Origin of the sequence: Marinobacter segnicrescens (genome assembly GCF_900111555.1) — a bacterium.
In the GTDB taxonomy this organism is placed as follows: Bacteria; Pseudomonadota; Gammaproteobacteria; order Pseudomonadales; family Oleiphilaceae; genus Marinobacter; species Marinobacter segnicrescens.
The window spans coordinates 57,121-83,379 of the sequence record NZ_FOHZ01000011.1 but is presented as its reverse complement, the minus strand read 5'-3'; the positions used below and the strand labels follow the sequence as shown (position 1 = coordinate 83,379).

General features: G+C 61.1%; 21 protein-coding genes. 19 read left to right on the top strand and 2 right to left on the bottom strand.

The window, feature by feature from the left end; translation table 11 throughout:
* Positions 1-46: 46 nt before the first annotated feature.
* The 13 genes from rpoE (at position 47) to pdxJ (ending at position 13,788) form a co-directional block, all read left to right on the top strand.
* Positions 47-658, top strand: coding sequence for an RNA polymerase sigma factor RpoE (gene rpoE, locus BM036_RS12120; RefSeq protein ID WP_177186056.1), 612 nt, complete (start codon positions 47-49; stop codon positions 656-658).
* Between the two features lie 27 nt (positions 659-685).
* The gene (locus tag BM036_RS12115) at positions 686-1,246 is read left to right on the top strand and encodes a sigma-E factor negative regulatory protein (protein ID WP_091852427.1); all 561 of its coding nucleotides are present in this window, start codon (positions 686-688) and stop codon (positions 1,244-1,246) included.
* 187 nt (positions 1,247-1,433) lie between these two features.
* Positions 1,434-2,381, top strand: coding sequence for a MucB/RseB C-terminal domain-containing protein (locus BM036_RS12110; RefSeq protein ID WP_245742601.1), 948 nt, complete (start codon positions 1,434-1,436; stop codon positions 2,379-2,381).
* A gap of 14 nt (positions 2,382-2,395) precedes the next feature.
* Positions 2,396-2,839, top strand: a complete 444-nt coding sequence (locus BM036_RS12105; RefSeq protein ID WP_091852421.1) for a SoxR reducing system RseC family protein — start codon at positions 2,396-2,398, stop codon at positions 2,837-2,839.
* A 147-nt stretch (positions 2,840-2,986) separates the two neighbouring features.
* Positions 2,987-4,435: a DegQ family serine endoprotease gene (locus tag BM036_RS12100; RefSeq protein WP_091852418.1), complete on the top strand. Its 1,449-nt coding sequence runs from the start codon at positions 2,987-2,989 to the stop codon at positions 4,433-4,435.
* Between the two features lie 255 nt (positions 4,436-4,690).
* A complete protein-coding gene (locus BM036_RS12095) occupies positions 4,691-7,417 on the top strand; it encodes a bifunctional diguanylate cyclase/phosphodiesterase (RefSeq protein ID WP_091852415.1) in 2,727 nt (908 codons plus the stop codon).
* A gap of 204 nt (positions 7,418-7,621) precedes the next feature.
* Entirely contained in the window at positions 7,622-9,424 is a 1,803-nt protein-coding gene (gene lepA, locus BM036_RS12090) for a translation elongation factor 4 (RefSeq protein ID WP_091852555.1), read from the top strand.
* A gap of 11 nt (positions 9,425-9,435) precedes the next feature.
* Positions 9,436-10,251: a signal peptidase I gene (gene lepB, locus BM036_RS12085; protein WP_091852412.1), complete on the top strand. Its 816-nt coding sequence runs from the start codon at positions 9,436-9,438 to the stop codon at positions 10,249-10,251.
* A 49-nt stretch (positions 10,252-10,300) separates the two neighbouring features.
* Positions 10,301-10,675 (top strand): DUF4845 domain-containing protein, encoded by a 375-nt coding sequence (locus BM036_RS12080; protein ID WP_245742600.1) that lies wholly within the window; start codon positions 10,301-10,303, stop codon positions 10,673-10,675.
* The gene (gene rnc, locus BM036_RS12075; RefSeq protein ID WP_091852405.1) at positions 10,672-11,361 is read left to right on the top strand and encodes a ribonuclease III; all 690 of its coding nucleotides are present in this window, start codon (positions 10,672-10,674) and stop codon (positions 11,359-11,361) included. Before BM036_RS12080 ends, rnc begins: the two co-directional genes overlap by 4 nt.
* Positions 11,361-12,278: a GTPase Era gene (era, locus tag BM036_RS12070; RefSeq protein WP_091852402.1), complete on the top strand. Its 918-nt coding sequence runs from the start codon at positions 11,361-11,363 to the stop codon at positions 12,276-12,278. Before rnc ends, era begins: the two co-directional genes overlap by 1 nt.
* Before the next feature lie 7 nt (positions 12,279-12,285).
* On the top strand, positions 12,286-13,008 hold the full coding sequence (gene recO / locus BM036_RS12065; RefSeq protein ID WP_091852399.1) for a DNA repair protein RecO: 723 nt from the start codon (positions 12,286-12,288) through the stop codon (positions 13,006-13,008).
* A gap of 45 nt (positions 13,009-13,053) precedes the next feature.
* Positions 13,054-13,788: a pyridoxine 5'-phosphate synthase gene (gene pdxJ, locus BM036_RS12060; RefSeq protein WP_091852396.1), complete on the top strand. Its 735-nt coding sequence runs from the start codon at positions 13,054-13,056 to the stop codon at positions 13,786-13,788.
* 11 nt (positions 13,789-13,799) lie between these two features.
* Here the strand turns inward: pdxJ and BM036_RS12055 are convergent, their stop codons facing one another.
* Complete coding sequence (locus BM036_RS12055; RefSeq protein ID WP_091852392.1) at positions 13,800-16,676, bottom strand: ATP-binding protein; 2,877 nt, start codon at positions 16,674-16,676, stop codon at positions 13,800-13,802.
* Between the two features lie 260 nt (positions 16,677-16,936).
* On the opposite strand from BM036_RS12055, the gene cysM reads away from it, so the two are divergent.
* From cysM to BM036_RS12030, 5 genes are all read left to right on the top strand, one after another.
* Positions 16,937-17,830: a cysteine synthase CysM gene (cysM, locus tag BM036_RS12050; RefSeq protein ID WP_091852389.1), complete on the top strand. Its 894-nt coding sequence runs from the start codon at positions 16,937-16,939 to the stop codon at positions 17,828-17,830.
* A 27-nt stretch (positions 17,831-17,857) separates the two neighbouring features.
* The gene (gene rlmD, locus BM036_RS12045; protein ID WP_091852386.1) at positions 17,858-19,189 is read left to right on the top strand and encodes a 23S rRNA (uracil(1939)-C(5))-methyltransferase RlmD; all 1,332 of its coding nucleotides are present in this window, start codon (positions 17,858-17,860) and stop codon (positions 19,187-19,189) included.
* Between the two features lie 46 nt (positions 19,190-19,235).
* Positions 19,236-21,473, top strand: a complete 2,238-nt coding sequence (relA, locus tag BM036_RS12040; RefSeq protein ID WP_091852383.1) for a GTP diphosphokinase — start codon at positions 19,236-19,238, stop codon at positions 21,471-21,473.
* Positions 21,470-22,324: a nucleoside triphosphate pyrophosphohydrolase gene (gene mazG / locus BM036_RS12035; protein WP_091852380.1), complete on the top strand. Its 855-nt coding sequence runs from the start codon at positions 21,470-21,472 to the stop codon at positions 22,322-22,324. The genes relA and mazG overlap by 4 nt, the downstream gene beginning before the upstream one ends.
* Before the next feature lie 172 nt (positions 22,325-22,496).
* Positions 22,497-22,841 (top strand): pilin assembly protein, encoded by a 345-nt coding sequence (locus BM036_RS12030; protein ID WP_091852377.1) that lies wholly within the window; start codon positions 22,497-22,499, stop codon positions 22,839-22,841.
* Between the two features lie 206 nt (positions 22,842-23,047).
* On the opposite strand, the gene BM036_RS12025 is transcribed toward BM036_RS12030, so the two are convergent.
* Positions 23,048-23,275: a hypothetical protein gene (locus BM036_RS12025; RefSeq protein WP_091852374.1), complete on the bottom strand. Its 228-nt coding sequence runs from the start codon at positions 23,273-23,275 to the stop codon at positions 23,048-23,050.
* Positions 23,276-23,395: 120 nt separating this feature from the next.
* On the opposite strand from BM036_RS12025, the gene ppc reads away from it, so the two are divergent.
* A complete protein-coding gene (gene ppc / locus BM036_RS12020; protein ID WP_177186053.1) occupies positions 23,396-26,068 on the top strand; it encodes a phosphoenolpyruvate carboxylase in 2,673 nt (890 codons plus the stop codon).
* Positions 26,069-26,259: the final 191 nt, after the last annotated feature.

The following is a 26,259-nucleotide window of genomic DNA, read 5'->3' as shown; positions in this document are numbered from 1 at the left end:
GTCAGGTCCAGCGGTCCAGCTAAAGGAGGCACCCGCCGGCCCCATCATGAAACCGGATGCAGAACAGACCCGGCCCAACGCCCCGGACGGCCAGACGGACCTGCAGCTGGTTCGCAAGGCTCGTCAGGGTGACCGGTCAGCCTTTGACCTGTTGGTGCTCAAGTACCAGTCCAGGGTGGCCTCCATTATCAGCCGGTATATCTACGACAGCCAGGAAGTGATGGACCTGACCCAGGAAACCTTCGTCAAGGCCTACCGGGCCATTGAACGGTTCCGGGGTGACAGTGCCTTCTACACCTGGCTATACCGGATCGCGGTGAATACCGCCAAGAATTTCCTTGAAGCCCGCGGCCGCCGCCCTCAGGGCGTGGCTGACGTGGCAGACGCTGAAAGCTATGAAGACGGTGGGCGCCTTCGGGAAGTGGCGTCACCGGAGGGGTTCCTGCAGCGGGACCAGCTGCGGGAGGCTTTGGAAAAAGCCATCGGAGCCCTGCCGGAAGAGCTGCGATCAGCCTTCCTGTTGCGGGAATATGAAGGGCTCTCCTATGAGGACATCGCACGGATCCTGGAATGCCCCATTGGCACCGTCCGTTCGAGGATATTCAGGGCCAGGGATGCCATTGACCGCCAGCTCGGACCGATGCTGGATAACTCATGACGACTGATTATCAAAGAGGTACAGGCAATGGATGATCGGCTCAGAGAAACCTTGTCGGCCATGATGGATGACCAGGCTGACGAGCTGGCTGTGCGCCGGGTCCTGTCCCATCCTGACCAACAGGCCGTTCGGGAACAGTGGCAGCGCTGGCAACGCATCCGGGATGTGATTCACGAGGCGCCCCATGGTGATGCCGGTTTTGATGTGCGGGCGGCGGTTCGTGACAGCCTGGACCGGGCAGCCGATGCCGAAGTGGCCCAGCGACGGACCATTCGCCGGCGCCATGCGCCCTGGCGTTGGTCCGCGGTGGCGATGATCGCACTGGGTGTTGCTGTTGGCTTTGGTGCCGGCAGCGGCTGGGAAGTGATGTCAGAAGGTAGTCCTGACCACCTGGTGCCGGTTCAGGCACAGGCGCCGGCTGCCGCCAGCGGAACGGTGCCTGAGGTGGCCATTCAGGGTCTGAACGAGCGGCAGCGTGAACAGATCAGTCGCTACCTCCTTGAGCACGCCCAGTACAATAGCATCGGAGCCGGCCACGGGGCGTTGGGTTACGCACGTGTGACCAGTGTATCCGGTCAGGGTTACTAACAGGGTTGTCGCAAGATTGGGCGTTGCCGGTGGCGACTGACCGGTTACGGTTTACTGACGGGTTGAGGGTGTTTGTTTGATCCGATTGAAAGGGGTTCCCACAGGTTCGGCCAGGTCTGCGGCACAATGGTGCCCAGGCGCGCGGGGCTGGACAGTAGCCTGCCTGCTTGCGCTCATGGTCCTGGCCATGGTGCCTGCCCAGGCTGCCGCCCGGGAAACTGCCGAGTCCTGGTTGCTGAAGCTTGGCCCCGCCCTGAATATGACAACCTACCGGGGGGTCTTTGTATATTCCCGGGGTGACCAGGTGAGCTCCATGATGATTGCCCACCGGTATCGGGACGGGCAGGTGGATGAACGCCTGGTGGTCCAGGACGGTGCCAACGGCGAAATCATCCGGCGGGGCAGCCGGGTGGTGTGTGTCTTGCCAGAGCATGGCCGTATCCACCTGGACCAGGTGATCCCGTCCGGTCCCTTCGCGGAAGCCTTTGCCAGTCAGCAAGTGCCCGTGGGCGCCTGGTATCAGCCAGAGTTGCTGGGTGAGGACCGGATAGCCGGGTATCCCGCCGTAGTGATTGCATTGCAACCCCGGGATGACCACCGCTACGGCTACCGACTGTGGATGGAAAAGGACACCGGACTGTTGCTCAAGAGCCATGTGCGTCAACAGGATGAAGTGCTGGAACGTTTCCAGTTCACTACGCTCGAGATCACCGATTACCTTCCTGACTCCGAGTTCGAAGTTAATGTCGGGGCTGAAGTGAAGGATATTACGCCGGTGCTGAACCTGTCGGGGGAGCATGGTGGGATGGATGGCTGGGACCTGGGATGGCGCCCGGATGGCTTCATGCCGGCGGCCACCCCGCGAGGCGGTCGCGGCCAGGCGGTGTCGTTCTCCGACGGCCTGGCCACCTTCTCGGTTTTCGTGGAGCCCGCCGGGACCCCGGAGATGCCCCAGGGCGCATCACGAATCGGGGCTACCACCCTTTACATGCATTACACCGAGGCCGGGGAAGCAGACCGGGAGCGCTTCCTGGTCACGGTGGTCGGGGAAATTCCCCCACATACTGCCATGCAGGTGGCCCAGTCCGTGACGGTTGACGATCGCAACGCCCTTGCGCGGGCGTTGGCTGACTGACGACAGGACCTTACATGATCCACGAGACCGGTACCGTCATTTCCGTGCAGGGTGGGGATGCCTGGGTACAAACCATCAGGGAGAGTGCCTGCCAGTCCTGCAAGGCACGCCATGGCTGTGGTCAGAAAGCCCTGGCCGGCCTGACTTCAGGCCAGTCACGGCAGATCCGTGTTGCCAATACCCTGCAGGCGAAGCCGGGGGACCAGGTTACCGTTGCCATCGAAGAGACTGCCCTGCTGAAAGCGTCCCTGTTGGTGTATGCAGTGCCATTATTGTTGATGGTGGCAGCAACGGCCCTGGCCGGTATGCTATTGCCGGGTAATGACCTTGCAGCGATGCTCTGTGCCGGCGCAGGGCTTGCCACCGGGCTTTGGTGGGCGGGGCGTCAGTCCCGGGTCGGCGCGGCGCGCTGGCAGCCGGTGATGGGGCGGCTGGTGCCCCGGGTCCGGGAGCTCTGAGCAAGGCATTACAGTGCCAGTAAGGCGTTGAAAATCCCCGACATGGTCACCAGATTGGAAATGATCTCACAGTGCCCGTCCAGAGGGCAGGGCACCCGGATAACGAAAAGGGTTTACATAAAACGGCACGTCATAGGGAGCGATTACATGACAAGACTGTTCCAGCCTGCATCATCTGTCCGGCAAGTGCGCCTGCCATCCTGGTTTGCGTTGCTGGTTGCCTCTATCCTTCCATTACTGCTCATCCAGTCGGCAAGCGCCCAGTCGTTGCCGGATTTCACCGGCCTGGTGGAGGAGAATTCCGCAGCGGTGGTCAATATAAGCACGGTTTCAGAACCGGATCCCCGTACACAGCAAACACCGTTCAGCGAGCGGGAGCTGGAGCAGATGCCGGATTTCTTTCGTCATTTCTTTGGGGGGCCCCAGTCACCCTTCGGAGGTGGCTCAGCCCAGCCCAGGCGTTCGATGGGTTCTGGCTTCATTGTTTCCGAAGACGGTTATGTACTCACCAATAACCATGTGATCGAGGGGGCGGACGAAGTCATGGTGCGCCTTAATGATCGCCGCGAACTGCCGGCCACGGTGGTGGGTACAGACCCCCGATCTGACATGGCCGTGCTCAAGATAGAGGACGACGAGCCATTGCCGGTGGTTCGTATCGGCCAGTCGTCAGAGCTGAAACCGGGTCAGTGGGTCTTTGCCATCGGTTCGCCATTCGGCTTCGACTACACCGTCACTTCCGGCATTGTGAGCGCAACCGGACGCTCCCTGCCCACCGAGAACTATGTCCCTTTCATTCAGACCGATGTGGCCATCAACCCCGGTAACTCAGGCGGCCCGCTGTTCAACATGGATGGCGAAGTGGTCGGTATCAACTCACAGATCTACACCCGTTCCGGTGGTTTTATGGGTGTGTCTTTTGCTATTCCCATCGATGACGCCATGAATGTGTTCCGGCAGCTTCGCGACGGGGGTTCCGTGGCCCGGGGCTGGCTGGGTGTGCTGATCCAGGAGGTCAACCGTGACCTGGCGGAATCTTTCGGCCTGAGTCGGCCCCGTGGAGCGCTGGTTGCAGAGGTGATGCCGGATTCTCCGGCAGCGCAGGCAGGTCTGCAGGCGGGTGACATCGTGCTGGCCTACGAGGGCGAAGCGATTGAGCGTTCGGCTGACCTGCCGCCTAAAGTTGGCCGCACCCCCGTGGGCGATCAAGTAGACCTGACCGTATTGCGGCAGGGCAAGGAGCGCACCATCGAGGTGGAAATCGGCCGCCTGCCCGAGGAGGAGGGTGCAGGCACAACCCCGGGCGCCCCCTCCGGTTCTGCTGGTGGCCCGCTGGGCATGCAGGTGGAGCCGTTGCCGGACCAGTTGGCCAGCCGGCTGGATATTGCTGGCGGGGTGCTGGTCACCGAAGTGGGGCAGGGGCCGGCCTTCCAGGCGGGTATTCGTCGCAATGACGTGATCACCGAACTCAATCGCCAGGCCATCAGCGGCATTGAGGATTTCCGGGCGGCGGTCAGCAATTTGCCCTCGGACCGCGCAGTCTCGGTGCGTATTATCCGGGAAGGTCGTGCCACCTACCTGGTGATGAAGCCCTGATGTGACCCCCTTATCACCACCTGACTGTCAACTGTGACGGAGTTGGCAGCCAGGTGGGTTGGCGTCTGCTGTTCTGGCGGACGGCTTTCTGTTACTTTTACCTGTTAATGAATGCGACACTCGATGATGGGCGGGGTCCCGCCACTTGTGGTTTCTGGCATTCCGGTCATCTTTTGGCCACACTATTGATCCAGTGGCGCGCCCCTGTTTGCTCAGGCGGGGCAGGCATTGAATATCCAGGGAACGGACTCGGAAATGATCAACAAGAAGGATATCTCCCTCAGGGAACTGCTTCGTCCCCGCCACGCACGCATGGCGTGGTTGGTCCTGGCCATTGCCCTGTGTGTTACCGCTGCCCTTTGGGTTCTCTCTCTCCGCCTTGTCGAAGACCGCACTGAAAGCCGTTTCAATACACAGTCCCTTCAACTCAAGACCGCTATCGAGGAACGACTGCTCAACTATGAACAGGTGCTTGCCGGCAGCGCCGGTCTGTTCTCGGTGGCCGGTGAGGTCTCCCGGGAGGAGTGGCGTACCTATATCGACAAGGTCAATATTGACCGTTACTACCCCGGCATCCAGGGGATTGGCTACACCCGGCGTATCATGATCAATGAGCTTCATGGGCACCTGCAGGAACTGGAAGCAGAGGGCCTGGAGGGGTATGTGGTCCGACCCCGGGGGCTGCGGCCGGAATTCCACCCCATCGTTTACCTGGAGCCCGCCACGGAGCGCAACCGGCGGGCCTTTGGCTACGATGCCTACCAGGATCCCATTCACCGGAAGGCCATCGAAAGGGCCCGCGATACCGCCGGCCCGGTGGTGACCGGCAAGGTCGTGCTGGTGCAGGAGGAGGTGGCCGAGGACCAGGCAGGCTTCCTGATGTACTACCCGGTCTATCACGGCGGCGTTGTACCCCAGTCCCTTGGAGAGCGCCGTATGTTGCTCAAGGGCTTCGTGTTCAGTGCCTTCCGGACCAATAACCTGCTGGACGGTATTGTCGGGCTGATTTCACCCTTCCTCGACGTGCGTATCTATGACGGCAGCAGCCTGGGGCGGGAAACCCTGATGTACGGTTCCAACCTCGGTTCGCTGGATGAGGACTTCAGTTTCGAAAAGACCCAGCAGATCGAGTACGGCGGTCGTACCTGGGTGATCCAGACCCGCTCCACGCCGGCCTTCGATTTCCTGGCGTCCGATCCGCGCCCGGCAATTGTGCTTGGCTCGGGCATACTGGTAAGCCTGCTGCTGTTTGCCTTTGCTCTGGCGTTGATCCGTTCGAGGGTTCTGGCCCAGATAAGCGCCGGTCGTTACCGGGCCATTACGGAAGGCGCAAGCAATATCACCGTGGTGCTGAACCGTCAGGGACGGGCCACCTATGTCAGCCCGTCCAGTAATACCATTCTCGGATACGACCCGGACGATGCCCGTGACGTGCCCTCCCAGACACGGGTGCACAGTGATGACTGGCCCCGCCTGCAGGACGGCTTCCGTGAGGCCCTTCGCAAGCCCGGCGAACAGATGCCGGTGGTACGTGCGCGGATACGGGATGCCTCCGGCGAGTGGCGGGAAATGGAAGGCTCGTTTATCGCCATGTTGGATGTCCCGGGGGTTGAGGGCGTCGTGCTCAGCCTGCGGGACCTGACCCAGCTGCGGGCGGCCCAGTCGGAACTGCACAGGCTCGCCTTCTATGACCCGCTCACCGGACTGGCCAACCGCCAGCTGTTCCGGGACCGGCTGGCCCATGTGGTTCGCCGCAGTCGCCGCAGCCAGGAGCCGGCGGCCCTGATGTTCCTGGACCTGGACGGCTTCAAACGTATCAACGACACCCTGGGTCACGACGCCGGCGACCAGTTGCTGGAGCATGTGGCCCGGTGGCTCACCGGCTGCGTGCGCGAGGAAGACTCGGTGGCCCGACTGGGCGGCGATGAGTTCGTGGTGTTGCTGTCCCGTATCAGCGGGCCCGAGGCCGCCGCCAAGGTGGCCGAAACCATCCTGCGCCGTCTGTGTCAGCGGGTGCGCCTGAATGAACATGAGGTGGGCATCACCGTCAGTATTGGTGTAACCATGATCCCCCATGACAGCGAAGACCCGGGCGTGTTGATGAAGTACGCGGACCTTGCCATGTACCGGGCCAAGGAGCGGGGGCGTAATAACTACCAGTTCTTTACCCCGGCTATGAACCTGCAGGCCGCCCGCCGCCTGCTGCAGCAGGAAGAGCTGGCAAACGCCCTGGATGAAGACAGGTTCGTACTGCATTACCAGCCAAAGGTGGACCTCCACGCCCAGCAGGTCGTCGGCGTTGAAGCCTTCCTGCGCTGGCAGCACCCGGAGCGGGGGATGATCTCGGCACAGCAGTTTATCAACCTGGCCGAGGAGTCAGGGTTGATCATCCGTCTCGGCGAAATGGCATTGCGGCAGGCCTGTATCCAGATCCAGGCGCTGGAGCGCGCCGGGTTCGAACGTCTGCGGGTGGCGGTGAACCTGTCCGTTCGCCAGGCTACGGACCAGGGCTTCCTTGATCTGTTCCGCCGAATTATCACGGAAACCGGCGTGATGCCGGAGCGACTGGAGCTGGAGCTGCCAGCGGCACTGTTGAATGAGGACCCGCGTACCTTGCGAGCATTGCTCAATGGCCTCCACGAAACTGGCGCCCACCTGGTGCTTGACGACTTCGGTAGCGGCGCCTGTTCGCTGGCTGCCCTGCAACAGCTGCCCCTGGATGCGGTGAAAATCGATGACCGTTTTATCCGTGATATCCCCTACAACTCCAATGCCACCGACGTGGCCTCGGCCGTCATCGCCCTGGCCCGCAAGCTGCGCCTGACGGTGGTAGCCGAAGGTGTGGAGACCCCCCATCAGCTGCAATTCCTGCAGGATGCCGGCTGCGCCCAGTGTCAGGGCAACCTGTTCAGCCATCCACTGGATGAAGACTCGCTGATCAGTTACCTGGTCAACCAGTACGAGCGGGCGCTGATTCCGTGATCTGTGCGCATAATTGCGGAACCTCCGGGGTTGCTGGTCGATGGTAATGAGGCCAGACAACCGGTAAAATCCCGCCTTTGCAGGCGCCTGGCATTTTTTCATTCGGCCGGCCCTGAAATTCTCCACCGTGAGGGCAGCGCCTTCCAGGTGCCCGCGGGCGCCCGCTGTCCGGTGAACACGTCTGCTACGGGTAACCATTTGTCTGTGACTGAACTGAGCCGCATTCGTAACTTCTCGATCATCGCCCACATTGACCATGGCAAGTCCACACTGGCGGACCGGTTTATCCAGGTCTGCGGGGGGCTGACCGACCGCGAAATGGCGGAGCAGGTGCTGGATTCCATGGATCTGGAGCGGGAACGGGGTATCACCATCAAGGCCCAGAGCGTCACCCTCAACTACAAGGCCCGCGACGGCATCGAGTACAAGCTCAATTTCATTGATACGCCGGGCCACGTGGATTTCTCCTACGAGGTGTCCCGCTCCCTGTATGCCTGTGAGGGTGCGCTGCTGGTGGTCGACGCGGGCCAGGGCGTAGAGGCCCAGTCTGTGGCCAACTGCTACACGGCCATTGAGCAGGGGCTCGAGGTGGTGCCTGTCCTGAACAAGATGGACCTGCCCCAGGCTGAGCCCGAGCGGGTCGCCCAGGAGATCGAGGACATCATCGGTATTGAGGCCCAGGACGCGGTGCGCTGCAGTGCGAAGAGCGGCATGGGCGTTGAAGATGTGCTGGAAGACCTGATCAAGCGCATTCCGCCTCCCGTAGGGGACGAAAAAGCCCCTTTGCAGGCGCTGATCATCGATTCCTGGTTCGATAACTACCTTGGCGTGGTTTCACTGGTGCGTATCCGACAGGGCGTGATGAGCAAGGGGGACAAGATCCAGATCAAGTCCACCGGCAAGGCCTGGACGGCTGACCGGGTGGGTATTTTTACGCCGAAGCTGAAGGATACCGGCGAACTCAGCACCGGCGATGTGGGCTTTGTGGTCGCTGGCATCAAGGACATCCACGGGGCGCCGGTGGGTGATACGATCGTGCACCAGAAGTACGCCGATGAAACCCCGATGGTTCCCGGCTTCCAGAAGGTCAAACCCCAGGTCTATGCCGGCCTGTTCCCGGTCAGTGCGGACGATTACGAAGACTTCCGGGATGCCCTTGAGAAGCTCACCCTTAACGATGCCTCACTGTTCTATGAGCCAGAGAACTCCGATGCCCTGGGCTTTGGTTTCCGATGCGGCTTCCTCGGCATGCTGCACATGGAAATTATCCAGGAGCGGCTGGAACGGGAATACGACATTGACCTGATTACCACCGCGCCCACGGTAATCTACGAGGTGGTGACCCGCAGCGGCGAGGTGAAGGCTGTGGACAACCCTTCCCGCTTGCCGGATATCGGCTCCATCGAGGAAATGCGCGAGCCCATTGTGGAGGCCAGTATCCTGGTGCCCCAGGAGCATCTGGGCAACGTCATAGCGCTGTGTGAGGAAAAGCGGGGCGTGCAGAAGAATATGCTGTTCCTGGCCAACCAGGTGCAGCTGTCCTACGAACTGCCGATGGCCGAAGTGGTGCTGGACTTCTTTGACCGCATCAAGTCTGCCAGCCGGGGCTTTGCCTCGCTGGATTATCACTTCGTTCGCTTCCAGGCCGCCAACCTGGTGCGGCTGGATGTGATGATCAACGGCGACCGGGTTGATGCCCTGGCGCTGATTGTTCACCGGGACCAGGCCCATCACCGGGGCCGTGCGCTGATCGAGAAGATGAAGGAGCTGATACCCCGGCAGATGTTCGATATCGCCATCCAGGCGGCCATCGGCAACCAGGTGGTTGCGCGGGTTACCGTCAAGGCCCTGCGCAAGAACGTCACGGCCAAGTGCTACGGCGGTGACGTCAGTCGCAAGAAGAAGCTGCTGCAGAAGCAAAAGGAAGGCAAGAAGCGGATGAAGCAGGTGGGTAACGTCGAGGTACCCCAGGAAGCGTTCCTGGCGGTGCTGAAAGTGGATAACTAGGGCTTTACTGAATGGATATCAATTTTCCGCTGATCCTGGTCGTGCTGACCTTCGCCACGGGCATTATCTGGCTGGGTGACCGGCTGTTCCTCCGACCGAAACGGGAAGCCGCATGGGAGGCTTCAGGCGGCGCTGCGGTTGCCAGCGGCGGTTCAGCAGGCGCCAGCGACGAGCAGGCCGGTCCGCCAGAACCCTACCTGGTGGACCTGAGCCGGTCGTTCTTTCCGGTGCTGGCCATTGTGCTGGTTCTGCGGTCGTTCCTGATCGAACCCTTCCAGATTCCCTCCGGCTCCATGTTGCCAACCCTCGAAGTGGGGGATTTCATCCTGGTGAACAAGTACGCCTACGGCCTGCGCCTGCCGGTGGCTGGTACCAAGGTAGTGGACATCGGTGACCCGGAGCGTGGCGATATTATGGTCTTCCGTTACCCGCAGGACGGCACCACCAATTACATCAAGCGGGTGGTGGGCCTGCCGGGTGACCGGATTGGCTATCGTAACAAGGAGCTGTTCATCAACGGTGAGCGTGTGTCGACCCGGTTCGTGGCGAACCTGCCCCCCTATGAAATGCTGGAAGAGCAACTGGGCGATGTGGAACACCTGATTTACCGCGACCTCGGCGCTCGCACTGGCGTGGGTGAAGGGGAATGGATTGTTCCGGATGGGCACTACTTCATGATGGGAGACAACCGGGATAACAGTAATGACAGCCGCTTCTGGGGTATGGTTCCGGATGATATGGTGGTTGGCAAGGCATTCCTGATCTGGATGCAGTGGCCCTCCATCACCAGCCTGCCCTCGTTCGACCGGGTAGGCTCCATCGACTGATTTTACGAACGTTTGTCGGCGTAATGCCGCTAGTATGAGGTACGTGCGTATGAACCAATACTTCCAGCAGCGTGGTGCTTCCACCCTGGGTATCCTGATTGCGGTACTGTTCTTTGCCAGCCTGCTGACACTGGTGATCAAGCTGGGCCCGGCCTACCTTGATGACTACACTGTTCAGGGAGCCCTGGAAGGCCTTGATGGCGAAGAAGGATTGTCACAGATGACCCCGGCGGATGTGCGTCGTCTGGTGACCAAGCGCCTGAGCGTGAACAACGTGGATGGCTTCAATGCCAAGGATATCCAGATCGAAAAGGATGGTGACATCGTGGTCATCAGCCTGGATTACGAAGTTCGTACCCACGTGGTGTACAACGTGGATGCGGTAATCAGTTTCAGTCATTTCTACGAGCTGACAGGACAGTGACGAACCAACCCGACCTGGACAGATTGCAGCGCCGCATCGGCTACCAGTTCAATGATCCTGAATTGCTGTTGCTGGCGGTGACCCACCGCAGCTTCGGCAACCAGAACAATGAGCGGCTGGAGTTCCTTGGTGACTCGCTGGTGAACATGATCATTGCCGAGCATCTGTATCATAACTTCGAGCGGGCCCGGGAAGGCCAGCTCAGCCGCTTGCGGGCGCGGATGGTCAAAGGGGTGACCCTGGCGGAAATCGGGCGAGAGTTCGAGCTGGGCCAGTACCTTCGTCTCGGGTCGGGGGAAATGAAAAGTGGCGGCTTTCGCCGGGACTCGATCCTGGCGGATGCCGTGGAATCGATCATTGGCGCCATCTACCTGGACAGCACTTTCGACACCTGCCGGGAGCAGGTGCTGAGCTGGTTCGACAAGCGCCTGGAGCGCCTCGATATCCAGGACACCCAGAAAGATCCCAAGACCCGCCTGCAGGAATACCTGCAGTCACGGCAATTTCCGCTGCCCCGGTATGAGGTGATCTCGGTGGACGGCGAGGCCCATGCCCAGACCTTCCACGTGTCCTGCGCCATGCCTTCGCTGGACCGCAAGACCACCGGCGTCGGCAGCAGCCGCCGCATCGCCGAGCAGCAGGCAGCCCGTGCTGCCCTCAAGCAGCTGGGCGTGGAGAACAGTTGATGAATGACATTACCCGGCCTGAAAATACCGACAGCCGCTGCGGTTTCGTGGCCATCGTGGGCCGCCCGAATGTAGGCAAGTCCACGCTACTGAACCATATCCTGGGGCAGAAGCTCAGTATTACCTCCCGCAAGCCCCAGACTACCCGTCACCAGATCCTGGGCATCAAGACCGAAGGGCCGGTACAGGCCATCTACGTGGATACCCCGGGCATGCACGAAGAGGAGCCGCGAGCCCTTAATCGCTACATGAACCGGGCCGCTTCCGCCGCCCTCAAGCATGTGGACGTGGTGGTGTTCGTAGTGGACCGTCATCACTGGACGCCGGCAGACGAGATGGTGCTGAACAAGCTTACCCACCTGACCTGCCCGGTAATCCTGGCGGTGAACAAGGTGGACAAGCTGGAAAAGCGGGAAACCCTGCTGCCGGTGCTTGAGGAACTTGCCGCCAAGCGGGACTTTGCCGAGATCATTCCCATGTCGGCCCTGAAAGACCAGAACATTGAACCCCTGGAGGAGGCGGTCTCCCGCTTTCTGCCGGAGAGCGTTCACTTTTACCCGGACGATCAGATCACCGACCGCAGTGAACGGTTTGTGGCTGCCGAAATTGTGCGGGAGAAGATCACCCGTCAGCTGGGTGCCGAATTGCCTTATTCAGTGGCAGTGGAGATCGAGGAATTCCGCCATGATGGCAAGACCCTGCACATCTCGGCACTGATCCTGGTGGAGCGGGAAGGACAGAAGAAGATCGTCATCGGTGACAAGGGGGAGCGCCTGCGCCGTATCGGCCAGGAGGCACGGGCCGACATGGAGCGCATGTTTGACGGCAAGGTCATGCTGCGGCTGTGGGTCAAGGTGAAGCGCGGCTGGGCCGACAGCGACCGGGCCCTCAAGAGCCTGGGCATGCACGACAGCTGAGGCCGCGATGGCAGGGCAGGTACAACAGGAACCCGCCTATGTGCTGCACCGGCGTCCCTTCCGGGAAACCAGTCTGCTGGTAGACCTGCTGACCCTCAACCATGGCAAGGTGGGGGTCGTGGCCCGGGGCGCCAACAGTACCCGCAGTGCTCTCAAGGCCCAGTTGCAACCTTTCCAGCCGCTGCTGGTGGACTGGACTGGCCGTGCCGACCTGAAGACCCTGACCCATACCGACACCCGTCCCGGCGTTCAACTCGGCCACGGCACGGCGTTGTACAGTGGATTCTATCTCAACGAAGTGTTGCAGAAATTGCTGTCCCCCTTCGACCCGGTCCAGGAGCTGTTTGCGGCCTACATCGAGGCCCTCGACCAGCTTGCCTCCGCCGACGGGGATGTGGAACCGGTGCTGCGCCGCTTCGAAATGGCCCTTGCCGAGAATCTTGGATACGGTTTCGCCTGGGATGAAGCGACGGATCTGGGGCAGGCGGTTCAGGCCGGGCAACGCTACTGTTACGATCCCCAGCAGGGCATACTGGCTACCCCGGCGGAACACACCCGCGTGCGCGGACTGCCTGGCGAGGCACTGCTGGCACTGGCCTCCGGAGACCTTCATTCTCCCGAAGCCCGCCGGGTCGCGAAACAGGTCATGAGGTCGCTGACCGACTTTTTGTTACAGGGCAAGCCTTTGAACAGTCGTGCGCTTTTTGGTGGGCGTTCAGGCTCAACCTGATTCCGAATCATCCATCCCCGTATCCAACAACACAGGACGGCAGCCATGAAAGATCGTGTATTGCTCGGAGTCAACGTCGACCATGTGGCCACCCTCAGGCAGGCCCGGGGCACCCGTTTCCCGGACCCGGTCCAGGCGGCCATGGTGGCAGAGGAAGCTGGTGCCGACGGCATCACTATCCACCCCCGGGAAGACCGTCGCCACATCCAGGACCGGGACGTGCTGTTGATGCGGCAGACCCTGAATACCCGTATGAACCTGGAGATGGCCGTGACAGACGCCATGCTCAGCTTTGCCGAGAACGTGCGGCCGGAATGTGTGTGCCTGGTTCCGGAAAAACGGGAGGAACTGACCACTGAAGGCGGCCTTGATGTCGACGGCAACGAGGAGCGGGTGGCACGGGCCTGTGACCGGCTGGCTCGCATCGGAGCCGAGGTGTCCCTGTTCATCGACCCCGACCCGGTTCAGATCGACGCTGCGGTGCGTTGTGGGGCACCGGTGATCGAACTTCATACCGGTGAATACGCCGAGGCGGATACGCCGGCGGAACAGGCGCATACCCTTGCGAACCTCAAGCAGGCAGTAGAGTACGCCCGGCGCAAGGGGCTGGTGGTCAACGCTGGTCACGGGCTCAACTACCACAATACGCTGGCGGTGGCGGCCATTCCTGGCATCAATGAGCTGAATATCGGCCACGCCATTATTGCCCGGGCGGTGTTTACCGGCCTGAAAGAGGCGGTCCGGGATATGCGGGCGATTCTGGACCAGGCTCGTAGTTAGGGCTTTTTGGGCTAAACAGGGTTTACCTCATCGCTACGCCGAAACAAGGCCTGCCAGTCCGTCTGATCTCCCCAGATATCCAGTCGCTCCATGGCGGCCAGAAGGTTCTCCCGTAGCGAATTCATATCGTCACTACGCCGCTTCAGGGCGGTTTCGAACTGTTCCGAGGCGTCCCGCAGTTCCGGAACGCCGCAGTACCGGGTAGCACCGTGCAGTTTGTGCACGCATTCCAGTACCGCTTCGTAGTCATCGGCGGACCAGCGTTGGCGAATGGTTTCCTGGTCCGGGCGCAGTTGTTCGAGCAGCATACTGAACAACTCCTCCGCCAGGTCCACCTTGCCGGCGGCCAGGCGAATGCTCTCGGCCACATCCACCACCGGCTTCTGCCGCCGCCTTGTAGACGGCCGCAAGGGGCGGCGGGTGTCCCGGAACTCGGCTATGTTGCCCTGGCTGCGTTGAGTGTCAGTGGGCTGGTAGCCGGTGAAGTCCACCAGGGTGTCCATCAGTTGCTGGCTGTTCACCGGCTTGGCCAGGTAACCATCGAACCCCTGCTGCATAAGCCGTTCCTGCTCGTCTGCCAGGGCGTGGGCAGTCAGCGCAATAATGGCTGTGCGGTGGTGGGAGTCATCCAGCCCCCGCAGGCGGGCGGTGGTCTCGATGCCGTCCATGCCCGGCATCTGCAGGTCCATGAAAATCAGGTCAAAGCTCTGGTTTCGGGCCTTGCTCAGGGCCTCGAAACCGCTGGTGGCACCGTCGGCCGGAATGCCGCAATCCTTCAGCAGGGTAAGCACCAGTTTCAGGTTGGCTTCGTTGTCATCCACCGCCATGATTCTTGGCAGACTCGACGGGCTGTCAGGCGCTGGATAGACACTGCGGGCTGCGGCTTGCTCCAGCTGGCGCTGGCCGGTATCAATGCCATGCACCAGCATCAGCAGTTCGTCATACAGCGGTTCCCTGCACACAGGCTTGGTAAGGTGTCCGCTGGTCAGACCCGAAAGGGCGGTGTCGTGGGTTTCCAGGGTGGGTGTCAGTAGCAGGGTACGGCAGTCCCGGTCGACTTCCAGCGTGCGGATCAGTTCCCGGTACTGGCTGGAGTTGAGCAGGTGACGAGTGATACCGATGATCGCCAGGGCAAAGCCGGATTGCTTCTGCTGGGCCTCTTCCACCCGTTCCAGCAGGTCGGCTGGTGACTGTGCCCGCACCACCTGCATGCCCCAGTCCCGCAGGATATGTTCTACTGCAAGGCCAGTGGTTTTCTGTTGTTCCAGGTACACCACCCGTTCGCCCCGCAGGGCATCGTGGGGCAGTGGTGCATCGGTGCGTGTGGATAGCTCGGTGGTGAGGGTGAACCAGAAGGTGGAACCCTTGCCCAGCTCGCTTTCCAGGCTGATGGTGCCGCCCATCTCTTCCACAAGGCGCTTGGAGATTACCAGCCCCAGGCCGGTGCCACCGTACTGGCGGGCGGTAGAGGCATCTGCCTGGCTGAAGGCATTGAACAATGACTGCTGCTGGGCCCGGGACAGGCCCACGCCGGAGTCGGTAATGCTGATGCGAAGGGTGACCTGGTTGGTTTCCGGGTCTTCTGCCTCCAGGCTGGCGCGAAGGACCACTTCGCCGGTCTGGGTGAACTTGATGGCGTTGTTCACCAGGTTGGTGATCACCTGTTTAACCCGCAACGGGTCACCCATGATGTTGTCCGGCACGTCGGCATAGACCAGGTGCACCAGGTCCAGGTTCTTGCTGTGGGCGGCGGGCGCCAGCATCACCATGACCTCCTCGACAATCTCCCGCAGGTGGAAGGGCACCCGGTCGAGGATCAGTTTGCCGGCCTCGATCTTCGAGAAATCCAGGATGTCGTTGATGATGGTGAGCAGGATTTCCGAGGACTTTCGGATGGTGCTCAGGTGCTCCGCCTGCTGCTTCTGCATCGGACTTTTCAGCAACAGTTCGGTGAAGCCGATGATGCCGTTCAGCGGAGTCCGGATCTCATGGGACATGTTGGCCAGGAATTCCGATTTGATGCGGCTGGCTTCCAGGGCGTCCTTGCGGGCAAAGTCCAGCTCGATGTTCTGGATCTCGATGGTTTCCAGGGTTTCCCGCAGGTCCTCGGTGGCCTGGTCGATGTTCTGCTGCATTTCCGCCTGGGCCTTGCTGAGCTCCTCGGCCATGGCGTTGAGGCCGGATTCCAGCTGTTCGAACTCGGGGCCGGCCCCGGTGTGGACCCGGGTGTCCAGGTGGCCTTCCTTGAGGCGCGCAACGGCGCGGTTGAGTTCGAATACCGGATCGGTGAATGAACGGCTCAGGCGAAGGGCGATGGCAAGGCTCAGCAGTACCCCGGCGACGATCACCAGCAGGGAAATAAACAGCGCCTTCCAGGTTTCCTTTTCGGTGCGGACATGGGACATCTCGACGGCAGCCCAGCCGATGGGCTCCATGGTGCTCGGTGGCGAGTCACGGGACTCAAGGTCCAGCAGGTTCTCCAGCATCAGGTCCTGCAGGTACACCGGGGAAATGAATACCGTATTGCCGGCCGAGGGCCAGTGGGTAACGGCACTCCGGGGGAAATCTTCGGATTTGTCAAAGGTACTTGCCGGCCCGGTATGGAGCAGGCGTTCCTGGCGGGCGTCGTAGAAAGTAATGGAGCGGACGTCCCGCTCTTCGAGCAGGGCATTGGAAAGACTGCTCAGCAGGCTGCGGTTGGCTGTAAACATCCCGTATTCGGCGGCGGCCGCGAGCTGCCGTGACAGTGAGTCACCACGGTCTTCCAGCAACTGGTTGATGTTCTGGACCCAGCTCCAGGTAAAGAAAAGCCCCAGTAGCACCGTTGTAATCAGCGTGGGAACCAGGGTGACCAGCAGGACCTTTTTTCGAATACCCCAACGACGCATACGGTTCTTCTACCTCTTTTCCGATCCCTCGTCGGCTTCCATGGTGTAGTCCGGTGCCTGCAGAAGGCATTCAAGGCGGGCCTTATAGCCGGTAGTCATGGCCATAGCGGTATCGCCTATTGGGCGGGTTGCCCGGATGCGGGTATGATGCCCACCGCGAGAAGGCCTTCCGGAGCCTGCTTCAGAAGCGCCATCAGTGTAACATAGGCGGACTGAAAAGCTGTTAAAGCCAGCCCATCCCGACGAGGAGCGCGAACGCCATGCATTTCCCCACGATTGAGGATTATGTCGGTCATACCCCACTGGTCCGCCTGCAGCGTATGCCCGGTGAGACCAGCAACGTTGTTCTGGCCAAGCTGGAGGGTAACAACCCTGCCGGATCGGTTAAGGATCGACCTGCCATCAGCATGATCCAGGAGGCGGAAAAGCGAGGCGAAATCCGCCCAGGCGATACCCTTATCGAAGCCACCAGTGGCAATACCGGTATTGCCCTGGCCATGGCCGCGGCCATCAAGGGTTATCGCATGAAGCTGATCATGCCCGCGAACATGAGCGAGGAGCGTCGCGCGTCCATGCGTGCCTATGGCGCCGAGATCATCACCGTCAGCAAGGAAGAGGGTATGGAAGGCGCCCGCGACCTGGCCACCCGTATGCAGGAAGAGGGCAAGGGTACGGTGCTGGATCAGTTCGCCAACCCGGATAATCCCCTGGCCCACTATCGCACCACGGGCCCGGAAATCTGGGAGCAGACCAAGGGCCGTGTGACCCACTTTGTCAGCTCCATGGGTACCACCGGCACCATCATGGGGGTGTCCCGCTACCTGAAGGAGCGTAACCCGGATGTGCAGATCATCGGCCTGCAACCGAAGGAGGGCTCCTCCATTCCGGGCATCCGCCGCTGGCCCGAGGAGTACCTGCCCAAAATCTACGATGCCAGCCGCGTGGACCAGGTGCTTGACGTGGGCCAGGACGAAGCCGAGAACACCATGCGGGCGCTGGCCCGGGAAGAAGGCATCTTCTGTGGCGTATCCTCCGGTGGATCGATCGCTGCGGCCCTCAAACTTTCCGAGCAGGTTGAAAACGCCGTGATCGTGGCCATTATCTGTGACCGCGGTGACCGTTACCTGTCCACCGGCGTATTTCCCGGCGCCTGATATATACCGATTTCCAGAGAGCTTTCTATGAGTCGCAGACGCAGGAAACCCCTGCCCAAAGAGCCGTTGCCGTGCATCATTGAAACCCTGAGCCATGATGGCAGGGGCATTGCGCGGGAAGAGGGCAAGACCCGTTTCGTGGACGGCGCGTTGCCCGGTGAGCGGGTAATGGCAAAAATGATCTCCACCCGTAGCAAGTTCGACGAACTGCGCACTGAAGAGGTACTGGAGGCGTCCCCGGAGCGCGCCACGCCCCCCTGTGAATACGCCGACCTGTGCGGTGGCTGCAGCCTCCAGCACATGGCGCCCGATGCCCAGATCCGGTTCAAGGAGAACACCCTGCGCGAGCACTTTGCCCATTTCGGGGGCATCGAGCCGGAGCAATGGGTAGAGCCCATGCGGTCACCGCCCCTGGGTTATCGTCGCAAGGCCCGCCTTGGTGTTCGCTTCGTCAACAAGCGTGACTCGGTGCTGGTGGGTTTCCGGGAAAAGCGCAACAGCTTCCTGGCGGATATTGATCGCTGCGTGGTGCTGGACCCTCGTATTGGCGAGCGCATCGACGATCTCAGAAAGCTGATCTATCAGCTGGAGGCTTTTCAGCACATTGCCCAGGTGGAAGTGGCCTGCGGTGATGACGTGGCCGCCATGATCTTCCGCAACATGATTCCCCTCAGTGAGGGGGATCGCGCGGCGCTGGTCGCCTTTGGCCAGGCCCACGACTTGCATATCTACCTGCAGCCCACGGGGCCGGATACGGTACATCGCATATGGCCGGAGAACGGCGAAGAGCGGCTCAGCTATCGGTTGCCGGAATTTGACCTGACCATGAAGTTCCATCCCATGGACTTTACCCAGGTTAACGCTGACATCAACCAGCGCATGGTACACAGGGCCATCGACTGGTTGGATGTGCAGTCCGGTGACCGGGTGCTTGACCTCTTCTGCGGTCTTGGCAATTTCACCCTCCCCCTGGCCCGCAAGGCAGGCCAGGTGGTTGGCGTAGAGGGTGACGACACCATGGTTGTGCGTGGGCGTGAAAATGCCGAACTTAACGGCCTTTCCAATGTCACTTTCCACGGCGCCAATCTGCATGGTGATTTCACCAGGGAAAGCTGGGCCTCGGAAGGGTTTGACCGGATTCTGATCGACCCGCCACGGTCCGGCGCGCAGGAAATCTGTGAGCACCTCACAGCGTTTGGCGCAAAGCGCATTGTGTATGTGTCCTGCAATCCGGCCACGCTGGCGCGGGATGCGGGTGTGATTGTCAGCAAGGGTTATCGCCTGAAGCAGGCGGGTGTGATGGACATGTTCCCCCACACTACCCATGTAGAGTCCATCGCCCTGTTCGAGAAGGATTGACCCGAACGGGCGGGGCCCGGTTACCGACAGAGACGGCAGCAACGGCATGGTAAAAGTACGGGAAGACTACGCGGTTACCGCAGACGGACAGGTGGATATTGAAGGCTGGGTACGGCAGATCGAGGCTCAGACCCGCCTTGAAAATCCGGATCAGTTTCGCCGGGCCTGTGAACTCAGTGCGGAGATTGACCGCCGGGCTGTCGAGGAGGACCGGCTGTGGGCGCCAGGGGCCAGCAGTTTCCTCACCGGTATCGAAATGGCCCAGGTGCTGGTGGAACTGCACCTGGACCAGGCCAGCCTGGTGGCGGCCATACTCTACCGTGCCGTCCGTGAAGGCCGCATCGAGCTGGAGGAAATCCAGCGGGAGTTCGGTGATGAGGTTGCTGGCCTGATTCGGGGCGTGGTCCAGATGGCGGCGATTTCGGCCATCCATCATCCCCTCAAGGGCAATGTGCTGGGCCAGACAGAAGGCCAGCTGGACAACGTGCGCAAGATGCTGGTCACCATGATCGACGACGTGCGGGTAGCCCTCATCAAGCTGGCGGAGCGAACCTGCGCCTTGCGGGCGGTGAAGAATGCCGCCTACGAAAAGCGCATGCGAGTGGCCCGGGAAGTCTTCGATATCTATGCCCCGCTGGCCCACCGCCTGGGTATCGGGCACATCAAGTGGGAGCTGGAAGACCTGTCGTTCCGTTACCTGCACGAAACCGCCTACAAGAAAATTGCCCGCCAGCTGGACGAAAAACGCCTGGACCGGGAAGGCTATATCCAGAAGGTACTGAAGGACCTCGGGGACGAGCTTCGCCGCTCCGGAATACAGGCTGAGCTGGCAGGGCGGGCCAAGCATATCTACAGCATCTGGCGGAAAATGCGCCGCAAGGGCATCGACTTTTCCCAGGTCTACGATGTCCGTGCCGTGCGCCTGCTGGTGCCGGAAGTGCGGGACTGCTATGCCGCGCTGGGTATCGTCCATAGTCTGTGGCGCCACATTCCCAACGAATTTGACGACTATATCGCCAACCCCAAGGAGAACGGGTACCAGTCCCTGCACACTGCCGTCATAGGGCCGGAAGGCAAGGTGATGGAAGTGCAGATCCGCACCCACAAGATGCATGAGGAAGCGGAGCTGGGGGTGTGCGCCCACTGGCTGTACAAGGGTACGGATACCGGCAATCGCTCCACCGGTTACGAAGCCAAGATCAACTGGCTGCGCCAGGTACTGGAGTGGCAGGAGGAGCTGGGGGACCTGTCCGGACTGGCGGACCACCTCACTGGCGATATCGCCTCCGACCGTGTCTATGTCTTTACCCCCGAGGGCCACGTGGTGGACCTGCCCCAGGGCGCCACGCCGGTGGACTTTGCCTATCGCGTACACACCGAAGTGGGCCATGCCTGCCGGGGTGCCCGTGTTAACGGCCGGATCGTGCCGTTGACCTACCCCCTGAAAACCGGTGACCAGGTGTATATCCTCACCTCCAACAACCAGGCGCCGAGCCGGGACTGGCTTAACCCCAGCCTGGGCTACATCCAGACCCCCCGCGCCCGGGCCAAGGTTACCCACTGGTTCAAACAGCAACACCGGGACCAGAACATTGCCGATGGGCGGGCCATCCTGGAGGACGAATTCAAGCGCCTGTCCCTGTACGAGGTGGACCTGGATGAGCTGGCCCGCAAGGTCAACTACCCGGCCGCCGATGATATGTTTGCCGCCATTGGTGCCGGCGACTTGCGGCCGACCCACGTGGCCCATGTGGCCCAGGAAATGCTGGAACCCCGGGACAAGCAGCTGGATCTGAAACTGCTGGGCAACCGCAAGGGGCAGTATGAAACCGATTCGGACATCCAGATTCGTGGTGTGGGCAAACTCAAAACCCAGGCGGCCAAGTGCTGCAAGCCACTGCCCGGGGATGCTATTGGCGGTTACATCACCGTGGGTCGTGGGGTGACGGTGCACCGCCAGGATTGCCTGACGTTCCTGCACCACAAGGAATTCGAGCCCAACCGGATTATCGAAGTGAGCTGGGGCGGCCGGCCGGAAGCGACCTACCCGGTGGATATCGAGATCGAGGCCTACGATCGCTACGGCTTGCTGCGGGACATCACCCAGGTGCTGACGGCTTCACGCAGCAATGTGTTGTCCCTGAATACCCTGTCCAATATCGATGAGAACACCGCCACCATGTTGGTTACGGTGGAAATCCGCAGCCTGGAACAACTGGCCCGGCTGCTGGCCCAGATCCGTAACCTGCCCAATATCATCGAGGTAAGGCGCAAGCGTTCATGAGCTATACCATCGACGACCTGAAAACCCTGATGGCCCGGCTGCGTGACCCGCAGACGGGTTGTCCGTGGGATACGAAGCAGACCTTCCGTACCATCGTGCCCCATACCCTTGAGGAAGCCCACGAGGTAGCCGACACCATCGAGCGGGAGGACTACGGCCACCTTAAAGAAGAGCTGGGAGACCTGCTCTTCCAGGTCATTTTCTACGCGCAGATGGGTCAGGAACAGGAGCTTTTCGGCTTCGATGACATCGTGGATACCCTGGTACGCAAGCTGCTGCGGCGGCATCCCCATGTGTTTCCCGAGGGTACCCTGGAAAGTCGGGTTGATCCGGATAACCGGCCCACAGACGAGTGGATCGCTGCCAGCTGGGAGCGCATCAAGGCTGAGGAGCGAGCGGGAAAAGGAGAAACCACGGATCAGGAGCCGGCCAGCCGTCTGGCGGATATCCCTGCATCGCTTCCGGCCCTCACCCGGGCTGACAAGTTACAGCGGCGCGCGGCCCGGTATGGCTTCGACTGGCCGGATATCGGCCCGGTGTTCGACAAGCTGGAGGAGGAAATCGGGGAGTTACGGGAAGCCTGGGCCAATGCCCAGCAAGATCCGGCCGCTCGGGATGAGGTGGAAGATGAGCTGGGAGACCTGATGTTTGTCTGCGTGAACCTCGCACGCTTCATGAAGGTGAACCCGGACCAGGCCCTCCGTCGCACCAATCGCAAATTCGAAGCCCGTTTCCGGGCCATCGAACAGGTGCTGGAAGAGGAGGGCAGGGTCATGGAAGATGAATCACTGGAGGTCCTGGATGCCATCTGGAACAGCGTCAAAGGTGTGGAGCGTTCACCGGGCAAGTGAGCACCTCGCCAGCAAAAACAACAAATAAGTACAAATCGTTACCGATTTCCCCGCTTGCATTCTGCACGATTCAACTACACTGCGGGTTGAGGGACGATGTACGTTTGTACTTTTCCGGCAATAGCCCCCAGAATCCAAAACAATCGGGTAGTAGTCGAAGGCAGGAGTCGTTATGAAGATCCGTGATCTGGTCGCACATTGGGACAAGCACGCCAAGGGGCGTCTGACCCGTGACCCTTATTTCGTCAAACTGGCAGATGCTCACCATGAGGAGCTGTCGCGCCTGGCAGCCCTGTACCCCATGAAATCCCCCCAGGACCTGATGCGGGACCTGCTTTCAGCTGCCCTTGATGAGCTTGAGACGTCGTTCCCCTATGAGCAGGGTGACAAGGTAGTGGCCTACGATGAGGAAGGCTACGAGATTTACGAAGACGTGGGTCTGACACCGCGCTTCGTGGCTCTGAGCCAGAAACATATGGAAGAGCTGAAGAGTCGTCAGCTGGTGTCTGTGGCCTGACGGCGGATTTTTCCACAGTTTCGGTCGTAGCACATTTTACTCCCTCTCCCCTCGTGGGAGAGGGCCGGGGAGAATTGGACCCCCTCTCCCCTTGGGGGAGAGGGCCGGGGAGAGGGGTAGCGCGAAGCGCCTCGAGTTGACTGCCCCTCACCCCAGCCCCTTCCCAACCCCTCTCCCACAAGGGGAGAGGGGCTTCAAAGCCTTGGTTAGCCTTTCTTCAGCTTATCCTTCAACGGCGTACTCTCCGCAAGATCATCCAGCGCCGCCGCAATCATATCGTTCAGAATATCCGTCTCACTGCGCCCCGGATACATCTCCGCCAGCGCTGCAACCCTGGCGGCATCCTCCAGCGGCAGGCGCAGGTTGTAGTCATGGGTCCGCTCGGCGGGCTTCTTGTCTTCCTGCCAGTGTTGGGGTAAGTCGGTAACTTTCATGGTATCTCCTGTTGATCACCCTTGCGATTGGGCGGCGACGTCGTTATTAGTATCAGTAAGTATCATTGTACGGTTTAAGGTCCGTCAATCGAGATCCCATTATTAACCAAGGAAATGCCCGTGGCCGAATTGCATCCCGAATTGCGAGAGAACGTCCGCCTGCTTGGGGAGTTGCTGGGTGACAATATCCGCAACTATCCCGGCGAGGAGATCTATCAGCTGATCGAGGAAATCCGCGCCGCAGCCAAGGCAGACCGGCGGCAGGAAAGTGGCTCCGGGCAACGCCTGGTGCGCCTGCTGAGCAGTCTGCGTGACGATCAGTTGCTGCCTGTTACCCGCGCTTTCAACCAGTTCCTTAACCTGGCCAACCTGGCTGAACAGTATCATGGCGTACGCCGCAAGCGGGGACACCAGTCTGATCTGATGGTGGAGTCCCTTGGGGAGGTATTCCAGCGGCTGCAAAGCGGCGGCGTGGATGCCGAAGAGCTGCACCGCAAGGTCTCGCAGCTGCGGCTGGAGTTCGTGCTCACAGCCCATCCCACCGAGGTGGCCCGCCGTACCCTGATCATGAAGTACGATGAGATGTCGGCCTGCCTGGCGGCCCTGGACCATGATGACCTGTTGCCGGCTGAGCGGGACGAGGCCCTGGATCGCCTGCGGCTGCTGGTAGCGGAAGCCTGGCACACGGACGAAATCCGCCACGAGCGACCGACCGCCGTGGATGAGGCCAAGTGGGGCTTCGCGGTCATCGAGAACAGCCTCTGGGAGGCAGTCCCCCGATTCCTGCGCAGCCTGGACCAGGCGCTGGACGGTGCCACTGGCAACGGCCTGCCATTGGACGCAACGCCCATTCGGATCGCCTCCTGGATGGGGGGCGACAGGGACGGCAACCCCAATGTGACCCATGATGTGACCCGTACGGTGTTCTTGCTGGGGCGCTGGATGGCGGCGGACCTCTACCTGCGTGATATCCAGTCCCTGCGGGCGGAGCTGTCCATGTGGCAGGCCAGTGATGAGCTCAGGGAACAGGCTGGTGAGAGTCGTGAACCTTACCGGGTCATTCTCGGACGTCTGCGGGAGCGGCTGATTCGTACCCGGGACTGGGCGGAAGCCCGGGTCAACGGTGAGCCGGCGGATGAGACCGATATCCTGTTCGAGAACGAAGACCTTACCGGCCCGCTGGAGCTGTGTTATCGCTCCCTCATCGACTGCGGCCTTGAAACCATCGCCAATGGCCCGTTACTGGATACCCTGCGCCGTGCCCACACCTTTGGCCTGCCGCTGATTCGGCTGGATATCCGCCAGGAAGCCACCCGCCATGCGGAGGCGGTGGCGGAGATGGTGGACTACCTGGGCCTCGGCAACTACCTGGAGTGGAGTGAGGAACAGCGCCAGGCGTTCCTGGTGAAAGAGCTACGCGGCCGTCGTCCCCTGGTGCCCCGCAACTGGGAACCTACGGGGCCGGTACGGGAGGTGCTTGCCACCTGCGAGGTGGTGGCTGGCCAGACCCCGGAGGCCCTGGGTTCCTATGTGATCTCCATGGCCAGTACGCCATCGGATGTGCTCAGTGTGATCTTGCTGCTGCGGGAAGCCGGTATGAAGTTCCCGATGCGTATCGTGCCCCTGTTTGAAACCCTGGATGATTTGCGGGGTGCGCCCGCCGCTATGGAAGCCCTGTACTCCGTGGACTGGTACCGGGAGTATTGCAACGGCCAGCAGGAAGTCATGATTGGCTACTCCGATTCCTCCAAGGACGCCGGCCAGATGATGGCGGCCTGGGCCCAGTACCAGGCCCAGGAGAAGCTCACCGAGGTGGCCAATCGCTTCGATATGCACCTGACCCTGTTCCATGGCCGGGGCGGTACCGTCGGCCGTGGCGGCGGCCCGGCCAACCGGGCAATACTGTCTCAGCCGCCGGGGTCGGTAAACGGCAGCTTCAGGATTACGGAACAGGGAGAGATGATCCGCTTCAAGTTTGGCCTGCCACGGCTGGCGGAGCAAAGCCTCACCTTGTACACCACCGCCGTGGTGGAGGCTACCCTGGCGCCACCCCGGGCGCCCGAGCCGGAATGGCGGGAGGCGATGGACTGGCTTACCGAGCGCTCCCTTGAAGCCTATCGGGATGTGGTTCGGGAGAATCCGGAGTTCGTGCCCTATTTCCGCCAGGCGACGCCGGAGCAGGCACTGGGCAAGCTGGCCCTGGGCAGCCGCCCTGCAAAACGCAAGCCCAGTGGCGGCGTGGAAAGCCTGCGGGCAATTCCATGGATCTTCGCCTGGACCCAGATGCGACTGATGCTCCCCAGCTGGCTGGGCAGTGATGAGGCCCTGTCCGAGGCGGAGAAGGCTGGCAAGATGCCGCTGCTACAGGCCATGCGCCAGGACTGGCCCTTCTTCCGCACCTACATCGATATGCTGGAGATGGTGCTGGCCAAGGCGGACCTGCGTATTGCCAGTTACTACGACCAGATCCTGGTAGAGCCGCAGTTGCGCCCACTGGGTGAGCAGTTGAGGGAGCGCCTCGCCGGCTGCATCGAGCAGGTGCTGGCACTGAAGGAGCAGCAGACGTTACTGGAGCACGAACCGGTATTCGCTCAATCCATGAAGGTGCGTAACCCGTATACGGATCCGCTGCATTACCTGCAGGCCGAGTTGCTGCGCCGTAACCGGGAAGCTGAGCAGAACGTGGCCGCGGAGGGATCCGATGCTGAAGTGGTGCCCATGCCGGAGCTGGTTGAGCAGGCACTCAAGGTCACCATGGCGGGGATCGCAGCAGGCATGCGTAACACCGGTTGATACGGGCCGTTTGCCTGGCTGCCTTGTGAGCCTATTCACAGGATGGACAGGTTTGCCGTGTGGGTGACAGCGAACTTGCCGCTGAGCCGGACGGGGCGGTGGGGATATGGTAATCTTCCCGCACCCCGGTAGTGCGTCAGGGCCTTGCTGCATGGCGGCCGGGCTCGCATAGCGTCAGAGTCAGTAAGGAG

Bases quoted from the DNA above. Each gene is read 5' to 3' on its own strand.
- rpoE (WP_177186056.1), top strand. From the start codon at position 47: ATGAAACCGGATGCAGAACAGACCCGGCCCAACGCCCCGGACGGCCAG.
- BM036_RS12115 (WP_091852427.1), top strand. From the start codon at position 686: ATGGATGATCGGCTCAGAGAAACCTTGTCGGCCATGATGGATGACCAG.
- BM036_RS12110 (WP_245742601.1), top strand. From the start codon at position 1,434: ATGGTGCCTGCCCAGGCTGCCGCCCGGGAAACTGCCGAGTCCTGGTTG.
- BM036_RS12105 (WP_091852421.1), top strand. From the start codon at position 2,396: ATGATCCACGAGACCGGTACCGTCATTTCCGTGCAGGGTGGGGATGCC.
- BM036_RS12100 (WP_091852418.1), top strand. From the start codon at position 2,987: ATGACAAGACTGTTCCAGCCTGCATCATCTGTCCGGCAAGTGCGCCTG.
- BM036_RS12095 (WP_091852415.1), top strand. From the start codon at position 4,691: ATGATCAACAAGAAGGATATCTCCCTCAGGGAACTGCTTCGTCCCCGC.
- lepB (WP_091852412.1), top strand. From the start codon at position 9,436: ATGGATATCAATTTTCCGCTGATCCTGGTCGTGCTGACCTTCGCCACG.
- BM036_RS12080 (WP_245742600.1), top strand. From the start codon at position 10,301: ATGAACCAATACTTCCAGCAGCGTGGTGCTTCCACCCTGGGTATCCTG.
- era (WP_091852402.1), top strand. From the start codon at position 11,361: ATGAATGACATTACCCGGCCTGAAAATACCGACAGCCGCTGCGGTTTC.
- recO (WP_091852399.1), top strand. From the start codon at position 12,286: ATGGCAGGGCAGGTACAACAGGAACCCGCCTATGTGCTGCACCGGCGT.
- pdxJ (WP_091852396.1), top strand. From the start codon at position 13,054: ATGAAAGATCGTGTATTGCTCGGAGTCAACGTCGACCATGTGGCCACC.
- BM036_RS12055 (WP_091852392.1), bottom strand. From the start codon at position 16,676: ATGCGTCGTTGGGGTATTCGAAAAAAGGTCCTGCTGGTCACCCTGGTT.
- cysM (WP_091852389.1), top strand. From the start codon at position 16,937: ATGCATTTCCCCACGATTGAGGATTATGTCGGTCATACCCCACTGGTC.
- rlmD (WP_091852386.1), top strand. From the start codon at position 17,858: ATGAGTCGCAGACGCAGGAAACCCCTGCCCAAAGAGCCGTTGCCGTGC.
- relA (WP_091852383.1), top strand. From the start codon at position 19,236: ATGGTAAAAGTACGGGAAGACTACGCGGTTACCGCAGACGGACAGGTG.
- mazG (WP_091852380.1), top strand. From the start codon at position 21,470: ATGAGCTATACCATCGACGACCTGAAAACCCTGATGGCCCGGCTGCGT.
- BM036_RS12030 (WP_091852377.1), top strand. From the start codon at position 22,497: ATGAAGATCCGTGATCTGGTCGCACATTGGGACAAGCACGCCAAGGGG.
- BM036_RS12025 (WP_091852374.1), bottom strand. From the start codon at position 23,275: ATGAAAGTTACCGACTTACCCCAACACTGGCAGGAAGACAAGAAGCCC.